This window comes from Dokdonia sp. Asnod3-C12, from assembly GCF_045063975.1.
Lineage (GTDB): Bacteria > Bacteroidota > Bacteroidia > Flavobacteriales > Flavobacteriaceae > Dokdonia.
The window spans coordinates 2,814,207-2,834,679 of the sequence record NZ_JBEFNY010000003.1 but is presented as its reverse complement, the minus strand read 5'-3'; the positions used below and the strand labels follow the sequence as shown (position 1 = coordinate 2,834,679).

The window sequence follows — 20,473 nt, the reverse complement described above, 5'->3', positions numbered from 1 at the left end:
GCGTACTTAAAAAACTCATTTTACCAGATCATCAATAATCTTCATAAATATGAACAGTATTTATGAAATGGCTATCATAAAATTGACATTATAAATGCTTAAGAATCTCGCTAGACGTTCCAAAAGATTTAAAACGCTCGTGAGTAATCTCTATATCTACCTGCTCATGCGCCCATGTAGTGTGGAAAGGAATATGAAATGCATGACCTCCTATTTCTAAGACTGGCAGCACATCAGACTTTAATGAATTACCTATCATAAGAAAGGTGTCTGGGCTGATATCTAGGTGTTTTACTAGCTTTAGATAATTTGCCGGCTGTTTATCTGACATTACTTCTATATGATGAAAATATTTTGAAAGTCCAGATTTTTCAAGTTTACGCTCTTGGTCGAGAAGATCTCCCTTAGTAGCTACTACAAGTTTATACTTATCAGAAAGCTTCTCAAGCACCTCTTCAATACCATCAATAAGATCTACAGGAGCGTTAAGCATCTCCTTACCTATATCTATAATGCTTGCAATAATCTTATTAGTCACCTTCCCTTCAGAAACTTCTTGCGCACATTCAATTAATGATAAAGTAAAGGGCTTTATCCCGTATCCGTAAAGAGAGAGATTACGCATTTCCATTTCAAAGAGTCGTTGCTGGCACGACTCATAGTCAATATACGGGCTCAGTAGCTTGCACACCTCATCTTCGGCATCACGAAAAAAAGTTTCATTTACCCATAAGGTATCATCTGCATCAAAGGCAATCGTATGAATGTTGTTCATGGTATTGTTTTAAGCACGCTTTCGCGAAAGCGTAATAATTCCTTTAATCCAATTCGTACACACGTACATAATCTACCTCCATTGCTGCCGGAAATATAAGGTCGTCTACCTCACCTCCAAGATTACCTCCAACGGCAATATTGAGTATAAAATAGTACTCCTTCATAAAAGGCCAGTTTTCATTATTATAATCTTCTGGACGATCTATGGTAAGCGTGATGTTATCTGGGCTGTCTATGTAAAATTGAAGTTGATCTTCTTTCCACAGCAATCCATAAATGTGAAACTCCTCTTCGATAGTAGGAAGCGCAATAAAATCTGTTGAAATTTGTGTTCCATTAGAGTGGTTATTTGCAACACTATGTATAGTTTGTAATACTTGATCTGGATTCTTACTTACATACTCCATCACATCAATCTCCCCACATTGTGGCCATCCTATCTCTGTAATATCTGCTCCAAGCATCCATAATGCAGGCCAGATACCTTTTCCTTTATAATCTGGCATCTTTGCTCTGATGGCTACGTGACCATATTGCACTTTCTGAGTACTTGTAATTCTAGCAGAAGTATAATCGCCTACTTTTTGACCTTCGCCCTCTTTCTTTACAATAATTTTGAGAGACCCATCTGCCACCTCAACATTATTCCCATCTGTATAATTTTGTAATTCGTCATTTCCCCACCCAGTAGCACCTGTTTTGTAATTCCACTGCGAGGTATCTACAGTTGTACCATTAAATTCTTCACTCCACTTTAACTTTTTAGTTTCTGTTGCTTCTTGAGAAGAGGATTCTACTTGTTCAACATTACTCTCTAATTCCTTATTGTTTTGATTTGTTTCTTTACAGCTCACAATAGCTGTAAAAATAAATATTAGAAGGATGCTATTTTTCATGATAATATGGTGTGAATTTATAAAGTTTAAAAATACAATATAACTGTAACAATCATAAATGAAATGGATCAATATGAGTAAACAACCACACCATGAAATACGTTATTCTATTAAGTACAATTTTAATGGCTTCTTGTGTACAAGTCGAGCCAAAATTCTCTGAAAATCCGTCTGTTGCTAGCTATGACTCTTTCTATAACCAAGAAAGGGCTAAGGTACTTGTAGTGGGTACATTTCATTTTGATTATCCTGGCCTCGATGAAGTCAAAACTGCAGAAAGTGATAAAATAGATATTCTTACAGAGCCTAAAAAATCTGAAGTAACAGCGCTAGTCAACTATATAAAGCGCTTTAATCCTACTAAAATTGCTATAGAAGCTTTTCCTCAGTGGAACACGAACGAGAAATTTAAAGACTACAAAAATGGACTCAAAAATAATGAGCGCGATGAGCGCTACCAGCTTGGCATGCGTATCGCGCAAGAGTTATCTATAGACTCTTTATATCCCGTGGATGCTGGAAATATGCGAAGCGAACTATGGGAAAGAGATTCTATTACTTTTAAAGAGCTTTTTGGAAAGATAGATTGGGAAGTATCTGATCCATACTGGGAGATGGCAGAAAAATCTTTTGAGCAAGATGATAAACTCACCAAGGAGCTACCACTCCTCGATTATTTTAAAAGAATGAATACGAGAGCCGCTCATAATTTTAATTATGGTTTGTACTTAACAGGTTCTTTTGAAACTGGCGATGGTCAAGGAGCAGATCACCTTGCTACTTGGTGGTATGATCGTAATCTTAGAATCTTTAACAACATCCAGAAAATCACTAATGATAATAATGATAGGGTTTTGGTAATAATAGGTAATGGTCATGCATCGATACTTAGACATCTTTATGAAGCCTCTCCAGAATTTGAATACATAGAATTTGATAGTTTATAGGTGTAAACACCAAATAACTCCTAATTGAAACTCTGACCATTATTTGCTGCTCCAGGAGTACTAGTAGCAGAAGTTGTCCAGCTAAAATTAGCATACATATTACCTGGCCCACCGGTAAGTTGTAGAGATTCGCCTGCGGGGTTTGTACCTTCTTCTTCTACTCCTATATCTATAGAAGTTATTCCCGCTGCCACTCCAGCCGTAGCAGTAAACGCACCTTCATAACTTAAAAACTGAATGAGTTTACCTGCAGGATTTACAAGTGCGATACCATCAGGAGATGGTCCTCCGTTTTGAATTCCACCAGGTGGATAGTTAATAAGTGTAAAGCCAAAACCATTACCAGTGTCGTTACCTATAAGACCGGAAAGAAATGTAGTATTATATGGAGAGGTATTGTTCCCATTATATAACACCACAGAATATCCATTTATATCCAGTCCCGCAACACCAGCGACTTCTATAAATTCGCCTGCATCTACTCCCGCATTATCATAATGAATTTCATTTATCCAAATATCTGTTCTCACAGGAATTTCTGAAGCACATTTTATATGTCCCCAAAATTCTCCATTAAAAATATCAATACATCCAGTAGCTTCTACATAGACCATCATACCTTTATCTGCGATAGTTGTTGGTATACCATCTCTAGCCGCATCAGATGGAATTCGTGGTGGCATAAAACCTAAATAAGCTCCAGCACCATCTACCTGACTACTTACTTCAAGCATCGACTTTTCTGAGGGGTTTCTTGTACCTACTCCTACTTGGCCTACTACAACAAATGAATAGAAAATCACTCCAATTAGACACAAACACTGTTTTGAAAAACTCATAATCTTCTAATTAAAAGTTTGTCCTATATTCTTCAAATCAGCTGTACTTTGACCTGTAGCACTTGTACTCCAAGAAAAATCCATAAAAGAATTGCCTGTTCCTGTAAGATGTATAGATTGTGTTGCTGTTGTACTTGTATTCTCTACTACACCTACATTAATTGATGTAAGTCCGTTTGCTGGTCCACCAGTAGCTGTGATAGTTCCTTCATAACTCAAAAACTGTATCACCTTACCGTCAGGCCCTACAAGTGCGAAACCGCTTGTATCATTTCTTAAATTGGCATCTACAGAAACAGCTCCGTAGCCATTCTCTTCATCATCTATAGTGCCTGAAAGTGTTAGAATTATGCCATACGGTTGTCCCGTATCTGCACGGTATCTCACCAAGTAATAACCAGATATATCTAAACCAGCTGGACCAGCGATTTCTATGAACTGATTTACATCTGTCCCACCATTTGTATAATGAAATTCATTAATCCAAATATCTGAGGGACCTCCTGAGCAATAGATACTTTCCCATGTGGTACCAGTCCAAAAATCGAGGCAGCCGGTTTCTTCTACAAAAACCATTAGACCTATATCTGTAGTAGTAGGTGCGATACTTGCTTGATTTGCCGTAGTTGCTACTCTAGGAGGTATAAACCCTTTATAAGCACCAGCTGTAGTAACACCACTTATTTCGAGCATAGCAGCATCAGAGGGTGTAGTGGTTCCTATACCAACTTGGGCATACGAAAATGAAGTTGCTAGTAGCAACAAAGAAAACATAAAGACTTTCATAACTATGATTTTAAATATCACAGCTAAGTATCTAACTTACAATATAGTAGTCTGGGATTATGAAAGTAATGAAGATTTCCCCTACAAACATTTTTTAAGCCAACTTTTCGCCTAACTACCTATTTATCAGGATTAAAGGCGTCGTCTGGATTTACAGTATCATCATAATTAAGCATTCCTTCCGTTTTTGCAATAATGGAAGAAACCGTTGCATCTCCAGTAACATTTACCACCGTTCTACACATATCAAGAATACGGTCTACAGGAAAGATAATCGCAATCCAAGCTGGATTTAAATCTACAGAACCTAAGACAATAATTAGCATCACAAGTCCTGCACTAGGTACCGCTGCAGATCCTATAGAGGCTAGTGTCGCCGTGAGTACAATAGTAAGTTGTTGCCCTATAGTAAGGTCAATCATGTGAAGTTGTGCAAGAAAAACAACTGCTACAGCTTGATATAAAACTGTACCATCCATATTTACAGTAGCACCTATTGGAAGCACAAAACTTGTTATTTTCTTATCTACTCCTAAGTTATCCTCCACACACTCCATCGTTACAGGAAGTGTCGCGGCGCTACTTGAGGTAGAGAAAGCTGTAGTTTGCGCAAGACCCATTGCTTTAAAAAAGCCTTTATAAGGAATGGTACGTACAAAGATTTTAATAATAAGCGGATACATTACAAATATCATAAGCATTAAGCCTAAGAACACTGTAAGTGAGTACCATGAGAGTCCTTTAAATATTTCTACCACTTTTCCTATGTCGTCACCTGCCATCTTACTTATAACACCAGCAAGTAATGCAAATACAAAAAATGGAGAAGCTTGCATCACAAAATCTACCATCTTTAAAAAGACCTCCATGACACTATCTACTAGTTTAATGACTGGTCCAGACTTTTCTTTAGGAATAAACAGCAAGCTAATCCCAAAAAATATCGCAAAGAAGATAATTTGCAACATTAATCCATTATCAGTAAGTGCTTTGAAGAAGTTTTGAGGTACGAGATCTATAAGAGGCTGTAAAGGGCCTGCATCTTTAGTGGCATTTGCAGTTTTCATTTTTTCCGCAACGGTAGCGTCCTCTCCTTTTGTTTTTACCAGTTCGTTTACACGTCCAGCGCGTTCCATAAACTGAGGATCTTGTAAATAATTTACGCCATCTTTAATCTCTACACCTTGTTCTTGAGCCCACAGCTCATAACTTATTCTATTATCTATACGGCTTTCTTGATCTACAAGCGCTCCAGGCTTAACAATATTTACAAGTGTTAATCCTAGTCCTACCGCTAGTAATGTTGTAATGAGGTATGCTAGCAATGTTTTACCACCCATTCTACCTAAACTAGAAGGATCACCTATACCAGCAACTCCAGCGATGATAGAGAACAGTACTAAAGGAACTGCAATAAGCTTTAAAAGATTAATAAAAATAGTCCCAAAAGGAGCAATCCAATTAATAGTAAATTCACTCAATCCTACCGAAGAAGACACCAGTGCCCAAACCACACCTAAAATTAAACCAATAATAATCTTCCAGTGTAGTGCTAATTTTTTCATAGGTAGTAGTTCCTTCTTGAATGAAAACCCAACTAGTGAGTTGAATATGTGATGTTTAAATTTATTTCAAAATACTATAAATCCCTCAGAGGCAAACAGCTTTACTACTTACCATTCCTCGCAATTTTATTTCTACAATCTAATAGATTTATCTCGTAGTACAAAATCTGCTATTACAAGTGCTGCCATCGCCTCTACAATAGGCACTGCACGAGGTACCACACACGGATCGTGCCTTCCCTTTCCTTGCATTTCCACCACTTCTCCGGCTGCATTAATAGTTTCTTGCTTTTGCATTACAGTTGCAACTGGCTTGAATGCTACCTTAAAGTAAATATCCATCCCGTTAGAAATACCTCCTTGAACACCGCCACTCAGGTTAGTTTTAGTAGTTCCATCTGTATTAAAATGATCATTATGGTCACTTCCTTTCATAGTTGCTCCTTCAAAACCGCTTCCGTATTCAAAACCCTTTACAGCATTTATAGATAGCATTGCTTTTCCTAGCTCTGCATGAAGTTTATCAAAAACTGGCTCTCCAAGACCTACAGGCACATTTTGTATCACACAAGTAATCACACCTCCTATGGTGTCTCCTTGTTTTTTTATTTCTTTAATTTTTTCTTCGCAAGCTTTCGCGAAAGCGGGATCTGCACACCTCACATCATTTTTTTCAATCTCGCTAAAGTCAAGATCTTGATATGGTGTATCCATAGATAAATCTCCCACAGCACTTGTAAATGCGTGAAATGACATCCCTTTCAAAAATTGTTTTGCAATGGCTCCAGCTACAACGCGACTGGCAGTTTCTCTTGCCGAAGATCTTCCTCCGCCACGGTAGTCACGGTTCCCGTACTTTTTATCATAGGTGTAATCTGCGTGACTAGGTCTGTAGGTATCTTTAATGTGACCGTAATCCTTAGATTTCTGATTAGTATTTACAATTTGAAACCCAATAGGCGTTCCCGTTGTTTTATCCTCAAAAATTCCTGATAAGAAATCTACGGTATCTGGTTCCTTACGTTGTGTTACAATCTTAGATTGACCAGGCTTACGACGATCTAAATCGTGCTGAATCGCATCAAAGTCAATGCTCAAACCGGCAGGACATCCATCTATAATTCCACCTATAGCCTTACCATGTGATTCTCCAAAAGTTGTGACCTTAAATATAGTTCCGTACGTATTACCTGCCATCGTATGTGTTTTTAACAAATGTAAATTGAAAAGGCCATAATCAAAAGCTAAAAACTCACTTAATGATTAATTAACTTGGTCTCTATTAAATAACTATAACTTTTATACTTCTTAACGTCTAATTTACCACCCTATCTAAAATTCTAAAGATCTTACAAGCAAAACAATCTCGGTGAAAAGACCCGTAGAAATTGCTGTACTATCAGACATACATCTAGGCACTTACGGCTGCCACGCTGCAGAAGTCTGCCAATATTTAAATTCTATCACACCAGAAATACTCATCTTAAACGGTGATATCATTGACATCTGGCAGTTTAGAAAACGTTTCTTCCCTAAAGAGCATCTCAAAGTCATCAAAAAAATAATCACACTTGCTTCTAAGGGAACTCACGTGTATTACATCACAGGTAATCATGATGAGATGCTTAGAAAATTTAGTGATGCTACTATGGGAAATATACACCTTATAGATAAGCTTGTGCTTAATCTAGATGGTAAAAAAGCTTGGTTTTTTCATGGTGACGTTTTTGATGTTTCTATACAGCACACTAAATGGATTGCAAAACTAGGCGGTTGGGGTTATGACTTCTTGATTCTATTTAATAGGCTTCTTAACAAATGGCTTATAAGTATGGGAAGAGAGAAATACTCTCTCTCAAAAAAGATTAAGAATAGTGTAAAAGGAGCAGTGAAGTTTATCAATGATTTTGAAACAACAGCAACAGATCTCGCTATAGAAAACAAATTTGATTACGTTATTTGCGGTCATATACATCAACCCGCAAAGCGATTAGTACATAATCAAAAAGGAAGTACACTCTACTTAAATAGTGGTGACTGGATAGAAAATTTGAGCTACCTAGAATATAATAATAGCAAATGGAGTCTCAATTACTATAGAGAAAACCAAAATAATAAACGTAACAATACCTCAAAAGTTCTCCTTGAGCCTAGCATGTTCCAACCAGATATTTTTAACTAATAAATTTCAGTCAGAGCTTAATTGAAAATTACATTAAAAGCGCATCATTTAATACCGTTATAGGATGTAAAGCTACACGTGCAGTACCATCCTTTATTTGATGTCTACAGCTTGTACCGTTTGCAACAATAATGGTATCATTACTAGCCTTTCTTACAGCAGGAAATAGCGTTTGCTCACCCACTTTCATACTCACCGCGTAATGTTCTTTTTCATACCCAAAGCTACCAGCCATACCACAACAACCCGAAGGGATAATAGTAGGAGTGTAATTTAAAGGAAGGTTAAGAATTGCAAAAGTATGTGACACTGAGGAAAGTGCTTTCTGGTGACAGTGACCATGTATTTTTAGTTTTTTGGCTTTCGCCGAAAATTGCTCGGAGGTAATAACCCCTCGTTTGATTTCACTATGTAAAAACTCTTCAATTAAAAATGATTGTGCCGAAAGCTTTTGAGCAACCTCCACATCATCTGCAAGCCTAAGATACTCATCTCTAAATGACAAAATAGCCGAAGGTTCAATGCCTAGAATTACACTGTCTTCAGCTAAATCCTTGAATAGTTCAATATTCTTATTTGCCAGTGTCTTAGCCTCCTCAAGAAATCCTTTTGAAATGTAAGAGCGCCCACTATCATGGTTAGTCACAACTTCCACCTCATAACCAAGGCGACGTAACAGCGTTAAAGCATCTTGACCAATGTTTCCATCTAGATACTGAGTGAACTCATCAATATATAAAATGACTTTTGTTTTACTTTTCGATTTCTGATTTACACTAGAATTAGCTTTTCCAGATACATCTGCGGAATCTGAAAATACATTTAATAAAGGTAGACTTCGCTCTGGTGCTATGCCCAAGCTAGCTTTTGCTATACCTGCAGTTATTTTAAGAAGTGTATTATATATTCTAGGAGAAAATGCTCCTAGTTTATTGATTTTTGTCGTGTTTGCAAACAGTTTTGTACGAAGACTGCTCCCGTTAGCTTTCTGATATTGATACTCAAACTCAGCTTTTAGTGTAGCTACATCCACATTACTAGGGCACTCACTAGCACAGGCTTTACAGCTTAAGCAAAGGTCAAAGACCTCCTTTAATTCTGTATGGTCGTATTTATTAGACTTATCTGATGTAGTTAGAAACTCTCTTAGCGCATTTGCTCTTGCTCTAGTAGTATCTTTCTCGTCTCTTGTTGCTCTGTAACTAGGGCACATCGCCCCTCCTGCACTTGGTAATTTTCTACAATCGCCGCTTCCATTACATTTTTCGGCAAGTCTTAGAATTCCTTGGTTATCCTCAAAATTCATGAGTGTCTCTACCGCTGGCTCCTTGCGATCTACTTCATACCTCAAGCTTTCATCCATCGGGAAAGCATCGATTACTTTTCCAGCATTAAATACTTGATGGGGATCAAAAGCTTTTTTTAAAGCTTTCATTACCTCATAATTTTCATCACCTACCATCATAGAGATAAACTCTGCGCGCACGATACCATCTCCATGCTCGCCGCTCATTGAGCCATTGTATTTTTTAACCAGATGCGCTACATCTGTAGTTATCTGTCTAAAAAGCGCTACATCCTGCGAAGTTTTGAGATCAAGAATAGGACGTAAATGTATCTCTCCGGCACCAGCGTGGGCGTAGTACACGGCATCTTGCTCATGTCTTTTCATGAGCGCAGTAAATTCACTTATATATGGCGCAAGATCATCTAGCGCTACCGCTGTATCTTCTATACATGCAACGGCCTTTCTATCACCTATCATATTACCTAAAAGACCTAAGCCTGCTTTGCGTAATTCAAGCGCTTGAGCAATTTCATGACCTTCTAGGATAGGGTACGCATACCCATCGCTTTCTAGCTTTAATTGTTCAATAAGTTTATTCGCCTGTTCTCGAGCGCCTTCTATGGTTTGATCTCTGAGTTCAAACATTAGAATTGCTGCCGGATCACCTTCTATAAAAAATCTATTTTTCTCTTGCTCACGATTGTTCTTTGTACAATCTAGAATCACCTTGTCCATCATCTCACAAGTATAAAGATCATGCTTCATGGCGGGTACCACAGCCTGTAAACATGAATCTAAATCCTTGTAATGCCCTGCAACCATAACACCAAAAGCAGGCGGTAGCACATCTAACTGCAAGGTGATCTCTGTGGTAAATGCAAGTGTACCTTCACTCCCAGATAATAGTTTACAGAAATTAAAAGGCTTTCCGTGCTCTTCAAATGGCGCAGCATTAGCAATTTCATCAAGTGCGTAACCGGTATTTCGGCGATGGATTTCGGGTTTGGGAAACTGCTCTTTAATCTCATTGCGAACGATACTTTGAGAAAAGTAATCATTTGTTCTTTTGTAAATGGAACCTTCCAAGTTGTCAAGGTTCAATTTTTGGCGAAAGCCAGTTACATCTAGTTCTTCAAAAATAGCTTCACTACCATCTGATAATACCGTCTTTAATCGAATGACTTTATCCCTTGTAACACCGTACTTGATACTGGTGGTTCCAGAGGAGTTATTTCCCACCATTCCACCTATCATACATCTGTTTGCAGTAGACGTATTAGGTCCAAAAAACAGACCATGGGGCTTTAAAAATAAATTGAGTTCGTCTCTTATAACACCAGGTTGTACTGTTACCTGCTGCTTTTCTTTATCAAAATGAATAATCTCTGTAAAATGCTTAGACACATCTACCACAATACCATCTCCCACACATTGTCCAGCAAGCGAAGTTCCTGCCGTTCTTGGGATAAGGGTGATCTGTTGCGCTTTCGCGAAAGCGCATAACTCCTTAATATCATTTACGGTCTTAGGAAAGGCAACAGCAAGCGGAATCTTGCGATAAACAGATGCATCTGTTGCATAGATAATTTTATGTAGTTGATCTACATGTAATTCTCCTTCTAACTGATTTTCTAAATTTTTTAGGCCCATTTTCATTAAGATAAAAGTAACTAAAATTTTATGTAGCCCTTAACGTTATGACTATATAATTACCAATAGTTTTGCCAATTCAAACAAACAATTACAATGAAAAAAACACTAGTTATTGCCCTACTTTTTCTAGGATTAAGTGGGATAGTTTATGCTCAAGAAATCTCTCCTAATGCAATAGGATTGAGAATAGGAGACAACGACGGATTTAGCACAGAAGTAAATTACCAAAGAGCTTTAAGTGAAAACAACAGACTAGAGTTAGGACTAGCTTGGAGATCTGGAAACAACTTTGATGCAGTAAAAGGAACTGGAATTTACCAGTGGGTATGGAACATTGATGGCGGTTTTAACTGGTATGCAGGTGTAGGTGCATCTGTAGGCGCTTTTGATGTGGATAACGACGCTCCATTTTTTGACGATGATGACAATGAGTTTTTTGTAAACGCGGCTGGAGATATAGGTATTGAGTATCGTTTTGATATCCCATTACTATTATCTCTAGATTTTAGACCAGAAGTAGGGATATTAAATGACTTTGACGATAGTCTTGAATTTGACGTAGCGTTAGGGATACGTTACCTATTTTAATTAAGAGACTTTCTCTAAAGCTCTCTTATAAAGAGATTCATAAAGCGGCACAATGTTTTGTATATCAAACTTGGCCGCTTCTTTTCTTGCGTTTGTTTTAAACTTCTCAAGCGTATCATCATCTTCTAAAATTCTGATAGCATTTTGAGCCATATCTGCAATGTTACCTACGTTAGATAAGTAACCGGTCACTCCATCTACATTTACTTCTGGAATACCGCCTGCATTACTTGAAATCACAGGGACACGATTTACCATAGCTTCTAGCGCCGCAAGTCCGAAGCTTTCTGCTTCAGATGGCAGTAGGAATAAATCAGAAAAACATAAAATTTTATCTACTTCATTACTGTTTCCTAAGAAACGTACTTTATCTTCTATACCAAGTTCCTTTACGCGCTCCTCTGCAGCTTCTCTTTCTGGACCTTCACCTACCATAAGTAGCTTAGAAGGAATCTCTAATTGTAAACGATAAAAAACTTCGATCACGTCTGAGATGCGTTTTACCTTTCTAAAATTACTCACATGCGTAACAATACGCTCCCCTTCATTTGCCATTAAATCACGCTGACACTCTGTAAAAGTGTCTGTTACTGCTCCAAAATCTATAAAATTAGGTACCACATCTATTTCTCTTGTTATTTCAAAGAGTCTCAGTGTGTCTTGCTTTAAACTTTCTGAAACTGAAGTTACCACATCACTATTATTGATACTAAAACTTACTGCCGGACGGTAAAATGGGTGACTACCTACAAGGGTAATATCTGTACCATGTAGCGTCGTCACCATAGGTACATGAATTCCTTCTTGCTTGAGCATTTCCTTTGCCATGTATCCTGCATATGCGTGAGGAATCGCGTAGTGTACGTGTAAAATATCAATTTTCTCTTTCTTAATGATTTTTACCAGCTTGCTAGAAAGTGCTAGCTCATATGGCTGATAATGAAAAAGCGGATAATCTGGAACGTTTACCTCGTGAAAATGAATATTGTCATTTAATAAAGCTAGGCGCACAGGTTGCTTGTACGTTACAAAGTGTACTTCGTGACCTCTTTTTGATAAAGCGATTCCTAGTTCTGTTGCTACTACTCCACTTCCTCCGAAGGTTGGGTAACAGACAATTGCAATTTTCATAACAGGATTTTTGGTAGATTTCTTTCTTGCTTTCGCGAAAGCGTACTCACATCATATCACTTATAATACGAGTATATAAATAGCACTTCAAATTTAATCAATTAAAGCATTATAAATGACTTCTTGAATCTTGGTTCTCAAACCAGATTTTATGAGTGCACGGTTATCCATCGTAGGAAATGTCCTATTTGATAGAAACACATAGACAAGTTCGTTTTCTGGATCTGCCCAAGTGTATGTACCCGTAAAACCACTGTGCCCAAAACTCGTCATAGGCACACAACCACAAGTAGGACCACCACCGCTCAATTGTGGCTTATCAAAACCTACACCTCGTCTCACATTATTATCACAGTAATAACAAGTATTAAAGCGATCCATGGTCTCTTTTGAAAAGTAGCGCTTACCACCGTAGTATCCGTTTTGAAGATACATTTGCATCATTTTGGCAACGTCATTTGAGTTTGAAAATAAACCAGCATGACCACCCATATTACTCTGCATGGCTGCTCCCATGTCATGCACATAGCCTTGTACTTTCTGGTTGCGCCAGTAAGAGTCGTTTTCTGATGGTACAACCATATCTTTGGCATACTTGCGCAATGGTCTGTAGCCTGTAAAGTTTGCTCCTAATGCGTTATAAAAATGTGATCTTGTAATTTCATCAAGATTATCATTGTAGTGATCTTCTAGAAATCTTTTCATCAAATAATAAGGAAGGTCACTGTACTTATAGGATAATCTAGAACGAAGATCACTATCTGCTATTTTCTTAACTAGTGTATCACCGTACCCTGTACGGAGATACATTTTTTCGGCAACTTTGATATTATAATTTTCTGAGTATGCTGTGCTATAATAATCATCAAGTGGCTTTTTTGTAACAGAATCTAGCGTACTTATATAAAAAGGGATCCATGCCTTGAAACGACCATAGTGTGATAGCGCATCTTTGAGTGTGATATTTGCCTTATTACTCCCCTTTAGTGCAGGTATCAGGTTGCCTAATTTATCCTCTAAAGCAATAGATCCTTCGCTCTCAAGCTCCATCAATAAAGGTAAAGAAGCGAGTATTTTTGTCATAGAAGCAATGTCATACAAGTCTTCTGGACGTACAGCGCGCTTTTTATTGTAGGTGTGATACCCAAAGCTTTTATCGTAAATCACTTTACCACGACGGGCCACTAGTACCTGAGCACCTGGCATCATAGCTCTTTTGATTCCGAGATTTACAAGGGAATCAATTTTAATGTTAAGCGTGTCTGCATTAAGACCAACCTCTTCTGGGATTCCATATGAAAGTCTTCTTAATGTTCCAGATTGTAAACCGGTTCTTATAGGCGTTTTACCTAGAGACACTGGTAACCTTCCCTTACTAGGTATAGCTCCAAAAATAAGTTGGGCGCTTTTTTCTTGGGCTAGCTGGCTATTTTGATAACTGTGAATTATAGCCTCAATATCTGCGCTATTTTGCAAATCTAGCATTGCATAAGGCCTTACAAAAAGGTCCAAAACAACAGTTTTAGTTTTTGCTATCTCTGTAATCCATCTAATTTCTTCTGCCGAAAATTTATAAGATTTCCAAGGGTTTGCGTTAGATCTGTGAAAACCTATGATAACATAATTATAATCTTTTAATTCTTTCTTAGCCGCTTCAAGTGTTTTAGATTTTATCTCATCCACCTGTGCATACTTGCGTAGTTGGAATTTAAATGCAGATCCGTCATCATCACCTAGCCCTAAATATGCAATTTTCTTTTGGTCAATGTTTACTACAGGAAGCACATTATTGTTATTCTTAGTAACGGTTATTGCATTTTCTATAGCTTCACTATAAACCACGTCATCTATACGTGCATTAAGATCATCAAGAAGGTATTTTGTGACTACGGGTTTGTATTTGTTTAAGCCCACTTTATACTTAGCATATAAAATTTTCTTTACCGAGTGCGCTAGTCTCTCTTCTGTAATCTTACCAGACTCAAGAGCCTTAATAATTTTGGCAGATGAAGAAGGTACATCTTCACTTATCAATAAAATATCATTTCCTGCCTCAAAAGCTGCTAGATCAATATCTCCAGGTTCTTTAAAATTTGCAGCGCCTTTCATATTCAAAGCATCTGTAAATATCAAACCGTGAAAACGGTAATCCTCCTTAAGCATTTTTGTCACGATAGTAGGTGAGATACTTGTAGGCACTCCCACTTCTGGTACGAGAGCTGGCACATTAAGGTGTGCAACCATAATACTCGCAATACCATTCTCAATAATTGGCTTATATGGATACATCTCTACACTCTGGAGACGTTCTTTAGTGAAGTTAAGTGTAGGTAGTGTTTTATGACTGTCTTTATCTGTATCACCGTGACCTGGGAAGTGTTTTGCACTTCCTAAGACTCCAGCTTCTTGCATTCCTTCCATGAAGGCAATTGCTTTTTCTGTAACATTGATTTTATCTTCGCCAAAAGATCTGTTCCCTATAATAGGATTTGCAGGGTTGATATTGATATCAACCACTGGAGCAAAATTAATGTGTACTCCTAAACGCTTAGAATGCTCTCCTATACGCTTTCCTACTTTCCTTACGATATTATTATCTTGTATAGCTCCTAGCGTCATATTCCAAGGAAAGGCGTAGGTACTATCTAATCTCATCGCAAGTCCCCACTCTGCATCCATCCCTATGAGAAGCTTCGTTTTTGCAAGGTCTTGAAACTCATTATTGAGTTTTGCTTGACGCATAGGCCCACCCTTAGAAAATATAAGTCCGCCTATGTGTTCTTCTTTGATAAGCTTTTTAATTTTATCAATTTTAGCCTTAGGATCACTAGAGAACACATCAACCATAAATAACTGTCCCACGCGTTCCTTTGGTGTCATTTGCATATAAACAGAATCTACCCATTTACGCTGCGCAATAATGTCATTTGCATAGAGCGGGTATCGCTCTTGAGCATAAGAAATTACGGAAACAAATAAGAAGAAGAATATGGTGATAATGCGTCTAGGCGCCATAAATGCAATATTTTAAGTTGTAGAAACGACTGCAATAACAACGCCAGATAGCGCTTATTACATTCTAATATAAAAGTAAAGGGTTTGAGGTACGCTTTCGCGAAAGCGTGCAAATCTTAACAACATCTTAAGACCTTCACGTCACTTCTATTTACCCTTCTTGAGAAAACGAGAATGCCAGCTATCTATTGCCGGAATCTCCCAATTAGTTTTATACTCACCTACATTTGCAACAAGGTTATTGAAAACTATAGTGTTTTTACTTACCGCACCATCTTTAACCATCTTCTTAAACTCAAGCAGTGTTTTATAATGAATACGATCATTCTGATAATAGGTCACATTCATTTTATCTAATAAGTCTACACCTAACTCCTCTTGTTGCGCTATGATAAAACGCACTTGACTATCAATTGAGCATCCTGTTGCAGCAGCTTCAGACTGGTCAAGACCTATTACAATAAAGCGGTCATATTTAATCTCAAAACCAGCTTTTAGGCTTGCTCCGTGAGCTGTCCAACTTGTTAAAAAAGTAGCCATATCTTTCTCTAGTTGAGCTACTTGTTCTTCTGTAAATTTTTGATCAGATTGATATAACCAGATTCTTGATGAGTCAGAAAGTGAATTAAAATCTACAAGCATTTTTATATTTGTTTTTAAAAATAAAAGCGGAAATTAATCCGCTTTAAAATAAACTAAAACTATCGTACTTCAAGTATCGATATGTGAGTCTTACAATAATTATAAGGAGTACTATACTGCCAGGAGTAGCTATAATATGAACGAACTTATCGAACAAATCCGGCTTCTGACTAGGTTTATCCTTATCATTCATAGCCTCTATAATTCTTCGGCAGATGCTATCATTTCGGCAACATCCATTACCTCGACGCTACCTTCTTTTTCTTTACCTTTTATTCCGTCTGTCATCATCGTATTACAGAAAGGACATCCAGCAGCAATAATATCAGGCTTTACCTCGAGTGCTTGCTCCGTACGCTCTATGTTAACGTCTTTATTTCCTGGCTCTGGTTCTTTGAACATTTGTGCTCCACCAGCTCCACAACATAAACCGTTAGTCTTGCACTTACGCATTTCTACAAGCTCTACATCAAGCTTACGTAGTAAATCTCTTGGCGCCTCATATACTCCATTTGCACGACCTAAATAACAAGGATCATGAAAAGTGATACGCTTTCCTTTAAACTTACCTCCTTCTACCGTAAGGCGGCCATCGTCTAATAATGACTTTAAAAATTGCGTGTGGTGTACTACTTCATAATTTCCACCTAATGATGGGTACTCATTTTTGAGAGTATTAAAACAGTGAGGACAAGCCGTTACTATTTTCTTAACTTCATATCCATTAAGCACCTCAATGTTGGTCACAGCTTGCATCTGGAATAAGAATTCATTTCCAGCGCGTTTTGCTGGATCTCCAGTACAGCTTTCTTCTGCTCCTAATACTGCAAAATCTACATTTGCTTTATTTAAGATACGTGCAAAAGCCTTTGTTATCTTCTTTGCTCTATCATCAAAACTTCCTGCACAACCTACCCAAAATAATACTTCTGGTTGTTTTCCTAGCGCCACATACTCGGCCATAGTGGGTACTTTAAGTGTCTCGCTCATATTCTTGTATTCCGTGTAAAAAACGGTATTTAATTAATCTTCAAAAACTTCAATAGTTACTTTCTTCTCGATAAGGTCTGTAAACTTCCCTTTGTAACGAGTTGCTTTTACTAAGTGATTATCTACCCAGTGATAGTTACCTCCTCTAGGTTTCCCCATAAGTAAGCTATGGAATTTAAACCCATGACGGTTAAGCCATTCTGTAGTAACCGCTCTGTGCTCTTCTGTTCTAGAGGTAAAGAAGCAAATAATATGACCTTCATCATGCCATTTATTTAATGTTTTAAGCGCATCTGGAAATGGCTCACATGTACCCATACGTTCTGGCTCCTCATTAGGAACATCTTCTGTAATGGTACCATCTATATCAATTAAGTAATTTTTGACTCCCTCTGGAAGCACCGGACTTACGTGTTCACCATCCTCTAGTTTCTCACTTAACATCTTGTCTACGTCTTCTTTATTCATGGTTGTCGTTTAAATTCTTAAAATCTTCTTTACTAAATCTCACATAAAGTGCCAGTCTGTGTTCTCCTGGTTTATTATACTTTGGATTATAGCGCTCTATAAGGGATTGCCTCATTGCTTCTTCACGTAGCACACCCATTTGAGAGTCACTACAATAATCACAAAAAATCTTTTTTACGGTAACACTATCTACTTGTAACTGTTCATTTACAAAAAGACGCGTGTACATTTTAAATTGTAAGCTATCAATTTTATAATTCTTTGTAGGAGATTGCGCTTTCGCGAAAGCGAAACTCAACAATAACCCTACAACTATAAAATATCTATGCTTCATTAATCCAGTTACCTCTATCCATCTGGTTAAACGGCCATGGCGCTCCATTATTCTCAATGTTTGTCATCGCGTTATTTAAATCTGTAGGCGCTGCACTTTCTTCCATTACCATGTAACGACGCATATCAACAATAATACTTAATGGGTCGATACCTATAGGACAAGCTTCTACACATGCATTACATGTAGTACAAGCCCAAAGCTCTTCTTTTGTGATATAATCATCAAGCAACTGCTTGTTATCCATCACAAATACTCCATTATTTTCATCTATATTTTTACCTACTTCCTCAAGACGGTCACGTGTATCCATCATGATTTTACGAGGGCTCAATTTTTTTCCAGTTTGGTTTGCAGGACATTCACTTGTACAACGACCACATTCTGTACAGCTATATGAGTTCATAAGTTGCACCCAGTTAAGATCTGTCACATCACTTGCTCCAAATTTCCCAACCTCAACCTCCTCGGTACCTTCGGCTGGAGCTGCAAAAGGATCTGCATCTGGGTCCATCATAAGCATTACCTCATCTGTTACCGCTTTAAGGTTATCAAACTCTCCTTGAGGTTTAAGCTTAGCATACCAAGTATTTGGGAATGCTAGAAGAATGTGTAAGTGCTTTGAATAATATAGGTAATTTAAGAAAATCAAGATACCTACAATATGTATCCACCATGCAGCACGCTCTACAATCACAAGTGCGCTTATTGACATTCCGTCAAAAAGTGGAGCAATAAAACTACTTATTGGGAATGCACCTGTAATACTACCATCTGCCGAAGCATAATGATCTGCTCCCATCATTTGCAATTGTAAATCTGCGGCGTTCATTGTAAGAAATAAACCCATTAATACCACCTCAAAATATAAGATGATGTTACCGTCAGACTTAGGCCATCCTTTAAGTTCTGGACTTAAGAATCGTTTTATGTTCATCACATTACGACGAAGCCAGAAAATAATTACGGCAACAAGTACTAGAAATGCAAGAATCTCAAAACTTCCAATTAAGAAGTCATAAAGTCCGCCTAGAAAACTAAAAATTCTGTGAGTACCAAAAAGTCCATCTATGATAATCTCGAGGACTTCAATATTGATAATGATAAAACCTACGTAAACAACTACGTGTAAAATTCCAGAAACTGGTCTCTTTACCATTTTATACTGACCCAAGGCAATTTTCGCCATGTTTCGCCAGCGTTTTGGCTTGTTATCGGATCGATCTACGTCCTTTCCTAGATTAATATTACGTAGAAGTTTCTTGATGTTTTTAACAAAAAAACCAACTCCTAAAACTAGAACAATGAGAAAAATGATGTTTTGTACGTATTGCATATAAATTCGTTAGTTAAGCTCGCGCCTACTGTAACGAATCTTTAGGCGGAGTGTACTCCCCTGGTTTTTTCCCGAAGAGTGAAAAATGTACATAACGTTTTGGGTTAAGCTTCATATCTTGAAGAAGATCTCCCATCTGGTTTGCTGTACGATCCAAATTTAAGTAAAGTTGATCATCATTCAAAAGTTTACCTACGGTTCCTTCAGGAGAATTTAACTTATTAGACAATTCTTGGAAATCTGCGATGGTTTTTTCTAAATCTGCAACCATTGTACCCATTTGAATTTTAGAAAGCGAATCTGATAATGTAGCAAAGTTGCCACTCATTTTATCTAGACTAGTAATCGTACGATCTAATTTATCTTGATTAGAAGCTAGCAATCCATTTACAGATTTAGATATCCCTTTCATCTCACGAGAAGCTGCTGTAAAGTTTGCGATGGCATCTCTCAAGTTTGCCCTCGTATCTCTATCTAATACTGAGTTCACATTAACTAATAGTGAATCTGTATCTCCTATAACTTTTTCTACTTGGTTTTGAAGTGGCGTAAGGCGTTCATTTACAAGTTCCATGATCCCTTCACCCATTTCACCAGGTAAGGTATCTCCAGACTTAGCATTTCTTCCTTTTTCGTAAGAAGGGACAATGGCAAGCGATTTACCGCCTATGAGTCCACCCCCATATACTCTAGCAAGACTATTGTTTGAAAACTCAAAATCCTTTTCCACTACAAACTTAACTACGAGCTTACCGCTACTGTCTGCAAAGTCTATAGACATTACTCTACCTACTGGCAATCCATTAATAGTTACTTGAGATGATGGTGCAAGACCTTCTACATTATCATACTTTGCATAAAGTATTTTACTCTTATCTAAAAGATTATTGCCTTTGAGGTAGTTGTAGCCAAATATAACGAGCAGCAGTGCTGCGATAACTAGAATGGCGGTTTTTATTTCTTTAGACATTAAATAAGATGCTTATTGGTTAAAACAAATGTAGGTCAATTGTTAAAGGCAGTCCTAACGTATAAG

18 protein-coding genes are annotated in these 20,473 nt (G+C 37.6%); 3 read left to right on the top strand and 15 right to left on the bottom strand.

All coding sequences use genetic code 11. The annotated features are described in order from the left end of the window. Positions 1-88: 88 nt before the first annotated feature. Together ACJJVW_RS12825 and ACJJVW_RS12820 are read right to left on the bottom strand one after the other, a co-directional pair. Positions 89-775 carry an HAD family hydrolase gene (locus ACJJVW_RS12825; protein WP_405252327.1) on the bottom strand — a complete coding sequence of 229 codons (687 nt, stop codon included), beginning with the start codon at positions 773-775 and terminating at the stop codon, positions 89-91. A gap of 43 nt (positions 776-818) precedes the next feature. Then, positions 819-1,673 carry a family 16 glycosylhydrolase gene (locus tag ACJJVW_RS12820; protein WP_405252325.1) on the bottom strand — a complete coding sequence of 285 codons (855 nt, stop codon included), beginning with the start codon at positions 1,671-1,673 and terminating at the stop codon, positions 819-821. A 92-nt stretch (positions 1,674-1,765) separates the two neighbouring features. On the opposite strand from ACJJVW_RS12820, the gene ACJJVW_RS12815 reads away from it, so the two are divergent. Further along, positions 1,766-2,620 carry a DUF5694 domain-containing protein gene (locus tag ACJJVW_RS12815; protein ID WP_405252323.1) on the top strand — a complete coding sequence of 285 codons (855 nt, stop codon included), beginning with the start codon at positions 1,766-1,768 and terminating at the stop codon, positions 2,618-2,620. Positions 2,621-2,640: 20 nt separating this feature from the next. On the opposite strand, the gene ACJJVW_RS12810 is transcribed toward ACJJVW_RS12815, so the two are convergent. From ACJJVW_RS12810 to aroC, 4 genes are all read right to left on the bottom strand, one after another. Continuing rightward, a complete protein-coding gene (locus ACJJVW_RS12810; protein ID WP_405252321.1) occupies positions 2,641-3,459 on the bottom strand; it encodes a hypothetical protein in 819 nt (272 codons plus the stop codon). Between the two features lie 6 nt (positions 3,460-3,465). Beyond that, positions 3,466-4,245 (bottom strand): hypothetical protein, encoded by a 780-nt coding sequence (locus ACJJVW_RS12805; RefSeq protein ID WP_405252319.1) that lies wholly within the window; start codon positions 4,243-4,245, stop codon positions 3,466-3,468. Positions 4,246-4,364: 119 nt separating this feature from the next. After that, positions 4,365-5,810 carry a dicarboxylate/amino acid:cation symporter gene (locus tag ACJJVW_RS12800; protein ID WP_405252317.1) on the bottom strand — a complete coding sequence of 482 codons (1,446 nt, stop codon included), beginning with the start codon at positions 5,808-5,810 and terminating at the stop codon, positions 4,365-4,367. A 132-nt stretch (positions 5,811-5,942) separates the two neighbouring features. Then, positions 5,943-7,007 carry a chorismate synthase gene (gene aroC / locus ACJJVW_RS12795; RefSeq protein WP_405252315.1) on the bottom strand — a complete coding sequence of 355 codons (1,065 nt, stop codon included), beginning with the start codon at positions 7,005-7,007 and terminating at the stop codon, positions 5,943-5,945. A gap of 172 nt (positions 7,008-7,179) precedes the next feature. Here aroC and ACJJVW_RS12790 point away from each other — a divergent pair, with 172 nt between their 5' ends. Then, positions 7,180-7,992: a UDP-2,3-diacylglucosamine diphosphatase gene (locus tag ACJJVW_RS12790; RefSeq protein ID WP_298324009.1), complete on the top strand. Its 813-nt coding sequence runs from the start codon at positions 7,180-7,182 to the stop codon at positions 7,990-7,992. 28 nt (positions 7,993-8,020) lie between these two features. Here the strand turns inward: ACJJVW_RS12790 and ACJJVW_RS12785 are convergent, their stop codons facing one another. Continuing rightward, the gene (locus ACJJVW_RS12785) at positions 8,021-10,936 is read right to left on the bottom strand and encodes an FAD-binding and (Fe-S)-binding domain-containing protein (protein ID WP_405252312.1); all 2,916 of its coding nucleotides are present in this window, start codon (positions 10,934-10,936) and stop codon (positions 8,021-8,023) included. A gap of 90 nt (positions 10,937-11,026) precedes the next feature. On the opposite strand from ACJJVW_RS12785, the gene ACJJVW_RS12780 reads away from it, so the two are divergent. Continuing rightward, positions 11,027-11,521 carry a hypothetical protein gene (locus tag ACJJVW_RS12780; protein ID WP_298324004.1) on the top strand — a complete coding sequence of 165 codons (495 nt, stop codon included), beginning with the start codon at positions 11,027-11,029 and terminating at the stop codon, positions 11,519-11,521. Here ACJJVW_RS12780 and bshA read toward each other — a convergent pair whose 3' ends face one another. The 8 genes from bshA to ACJJVW_RS12740 all read right to left on the bottom strand — a co-directional run bounded on the left by bshA (position 11,522) and on the right by ACJJVW_RS12740 (position 20,407). Then, a complete protein-coding gene (bshA, locus tag ACJJVW_RS12775) occupies positions 11,522-12,652 on the bottom strand; it encodes an N-acetyl-alpha-D-glucosaminyl L-malate synthase BshA (RefSeq protein ID WP_298324001.1) in 1,131 nt (376 codons plus the stop codon). Between the two features lie 93 nt (positions 12,653-12,745). Next, entirely contained in the window at positions 12,746-15,667 is a 2,922-nt protein-coding gene (locus ACJJVW_RS12770) for a glycoside hydrolase family 3 N-terminal domain-containing protein (protein ID WP_405252310.1), read from the bottom strand. A 147-nt stretch (positions 15,668-15,814) separates the two neighbouring features. Beyond that, positions 15,815-16,309: an ABC transporter ATPase gene (locus tag ACJJVW_RS12765; RefSeq protein ID WP_298323995.1), complete on the bottom strand. Its 495-nt coding sequence runs from the start codon at positions 16,307-16,309 to the stop codon at positions 15,815-15,817. A 198-nt stretch (positions 16,310-16,507) separates the two neighbouring features. After that, on the bottom strand, positions 16,508-17,299 hold the full coding sequence (locus ACJJVW_RS12760; RefSeq protein ID WP_013749572.1) for a (Fe-S)-binding protein: 792 nt from the start codon (positions 17,297-17,299) through the stop codon (positions 16,508-16,510). 33 nt (positions 17,300-17,332) lie between these two features. Next, on the bottom strand, positions 17,333-17,767 hold the full coding sequence (locus ACJJVW_RS12755) for a phosphoheptose isomerase (RefSeq protein WP_013749573.1): 435 nt from the start codon (positions 17,765-17,767) through the stop codon (positions 17,333-17,335). Beyond that, entirely contained in the window at positions 17,760-18,101 is a 342-nt protein-coding gene (locus ACJJVW_RS12750) for a hypothetical protein (protein WP_298323987.1), read from the bottom strand. Before ACJJVW_RS12750 ends, ACJJVW_RS12755 begins: the two co-directional genes overlap by 8 nt. Continuing rightward, positions 18,091-19,437: a 4Fe-4S dicluster domain-containing protein gene (locus ACJJVW_RS12745; RefSeq protein ID WP_405252308.1), complete on the bottom strand. Its 1,347-nt coding sequence runs from the start codon at positions 19,435-19,437 to the stop codon at positions 18,091-18,093. Before ACJJVW_RS12745 ends, ACJJVW_RS12750 begins: the two co-directional genes overlap by 11 nt. 25 nt (positions 19,438-19,462) lie before the next feature. Next, complete coding sequence (locus tag ACJJVW_RS12740; RefSeq protein WP_405252306.1) at positions 19,463-20,407, bottom strand: MlaD family protein; 945 nt, start codon at positions 20,405-20,407, stop codon at positions 19,463-19,465. Positions 20,408-20,473: the final 66 nt, after the last annotated feature.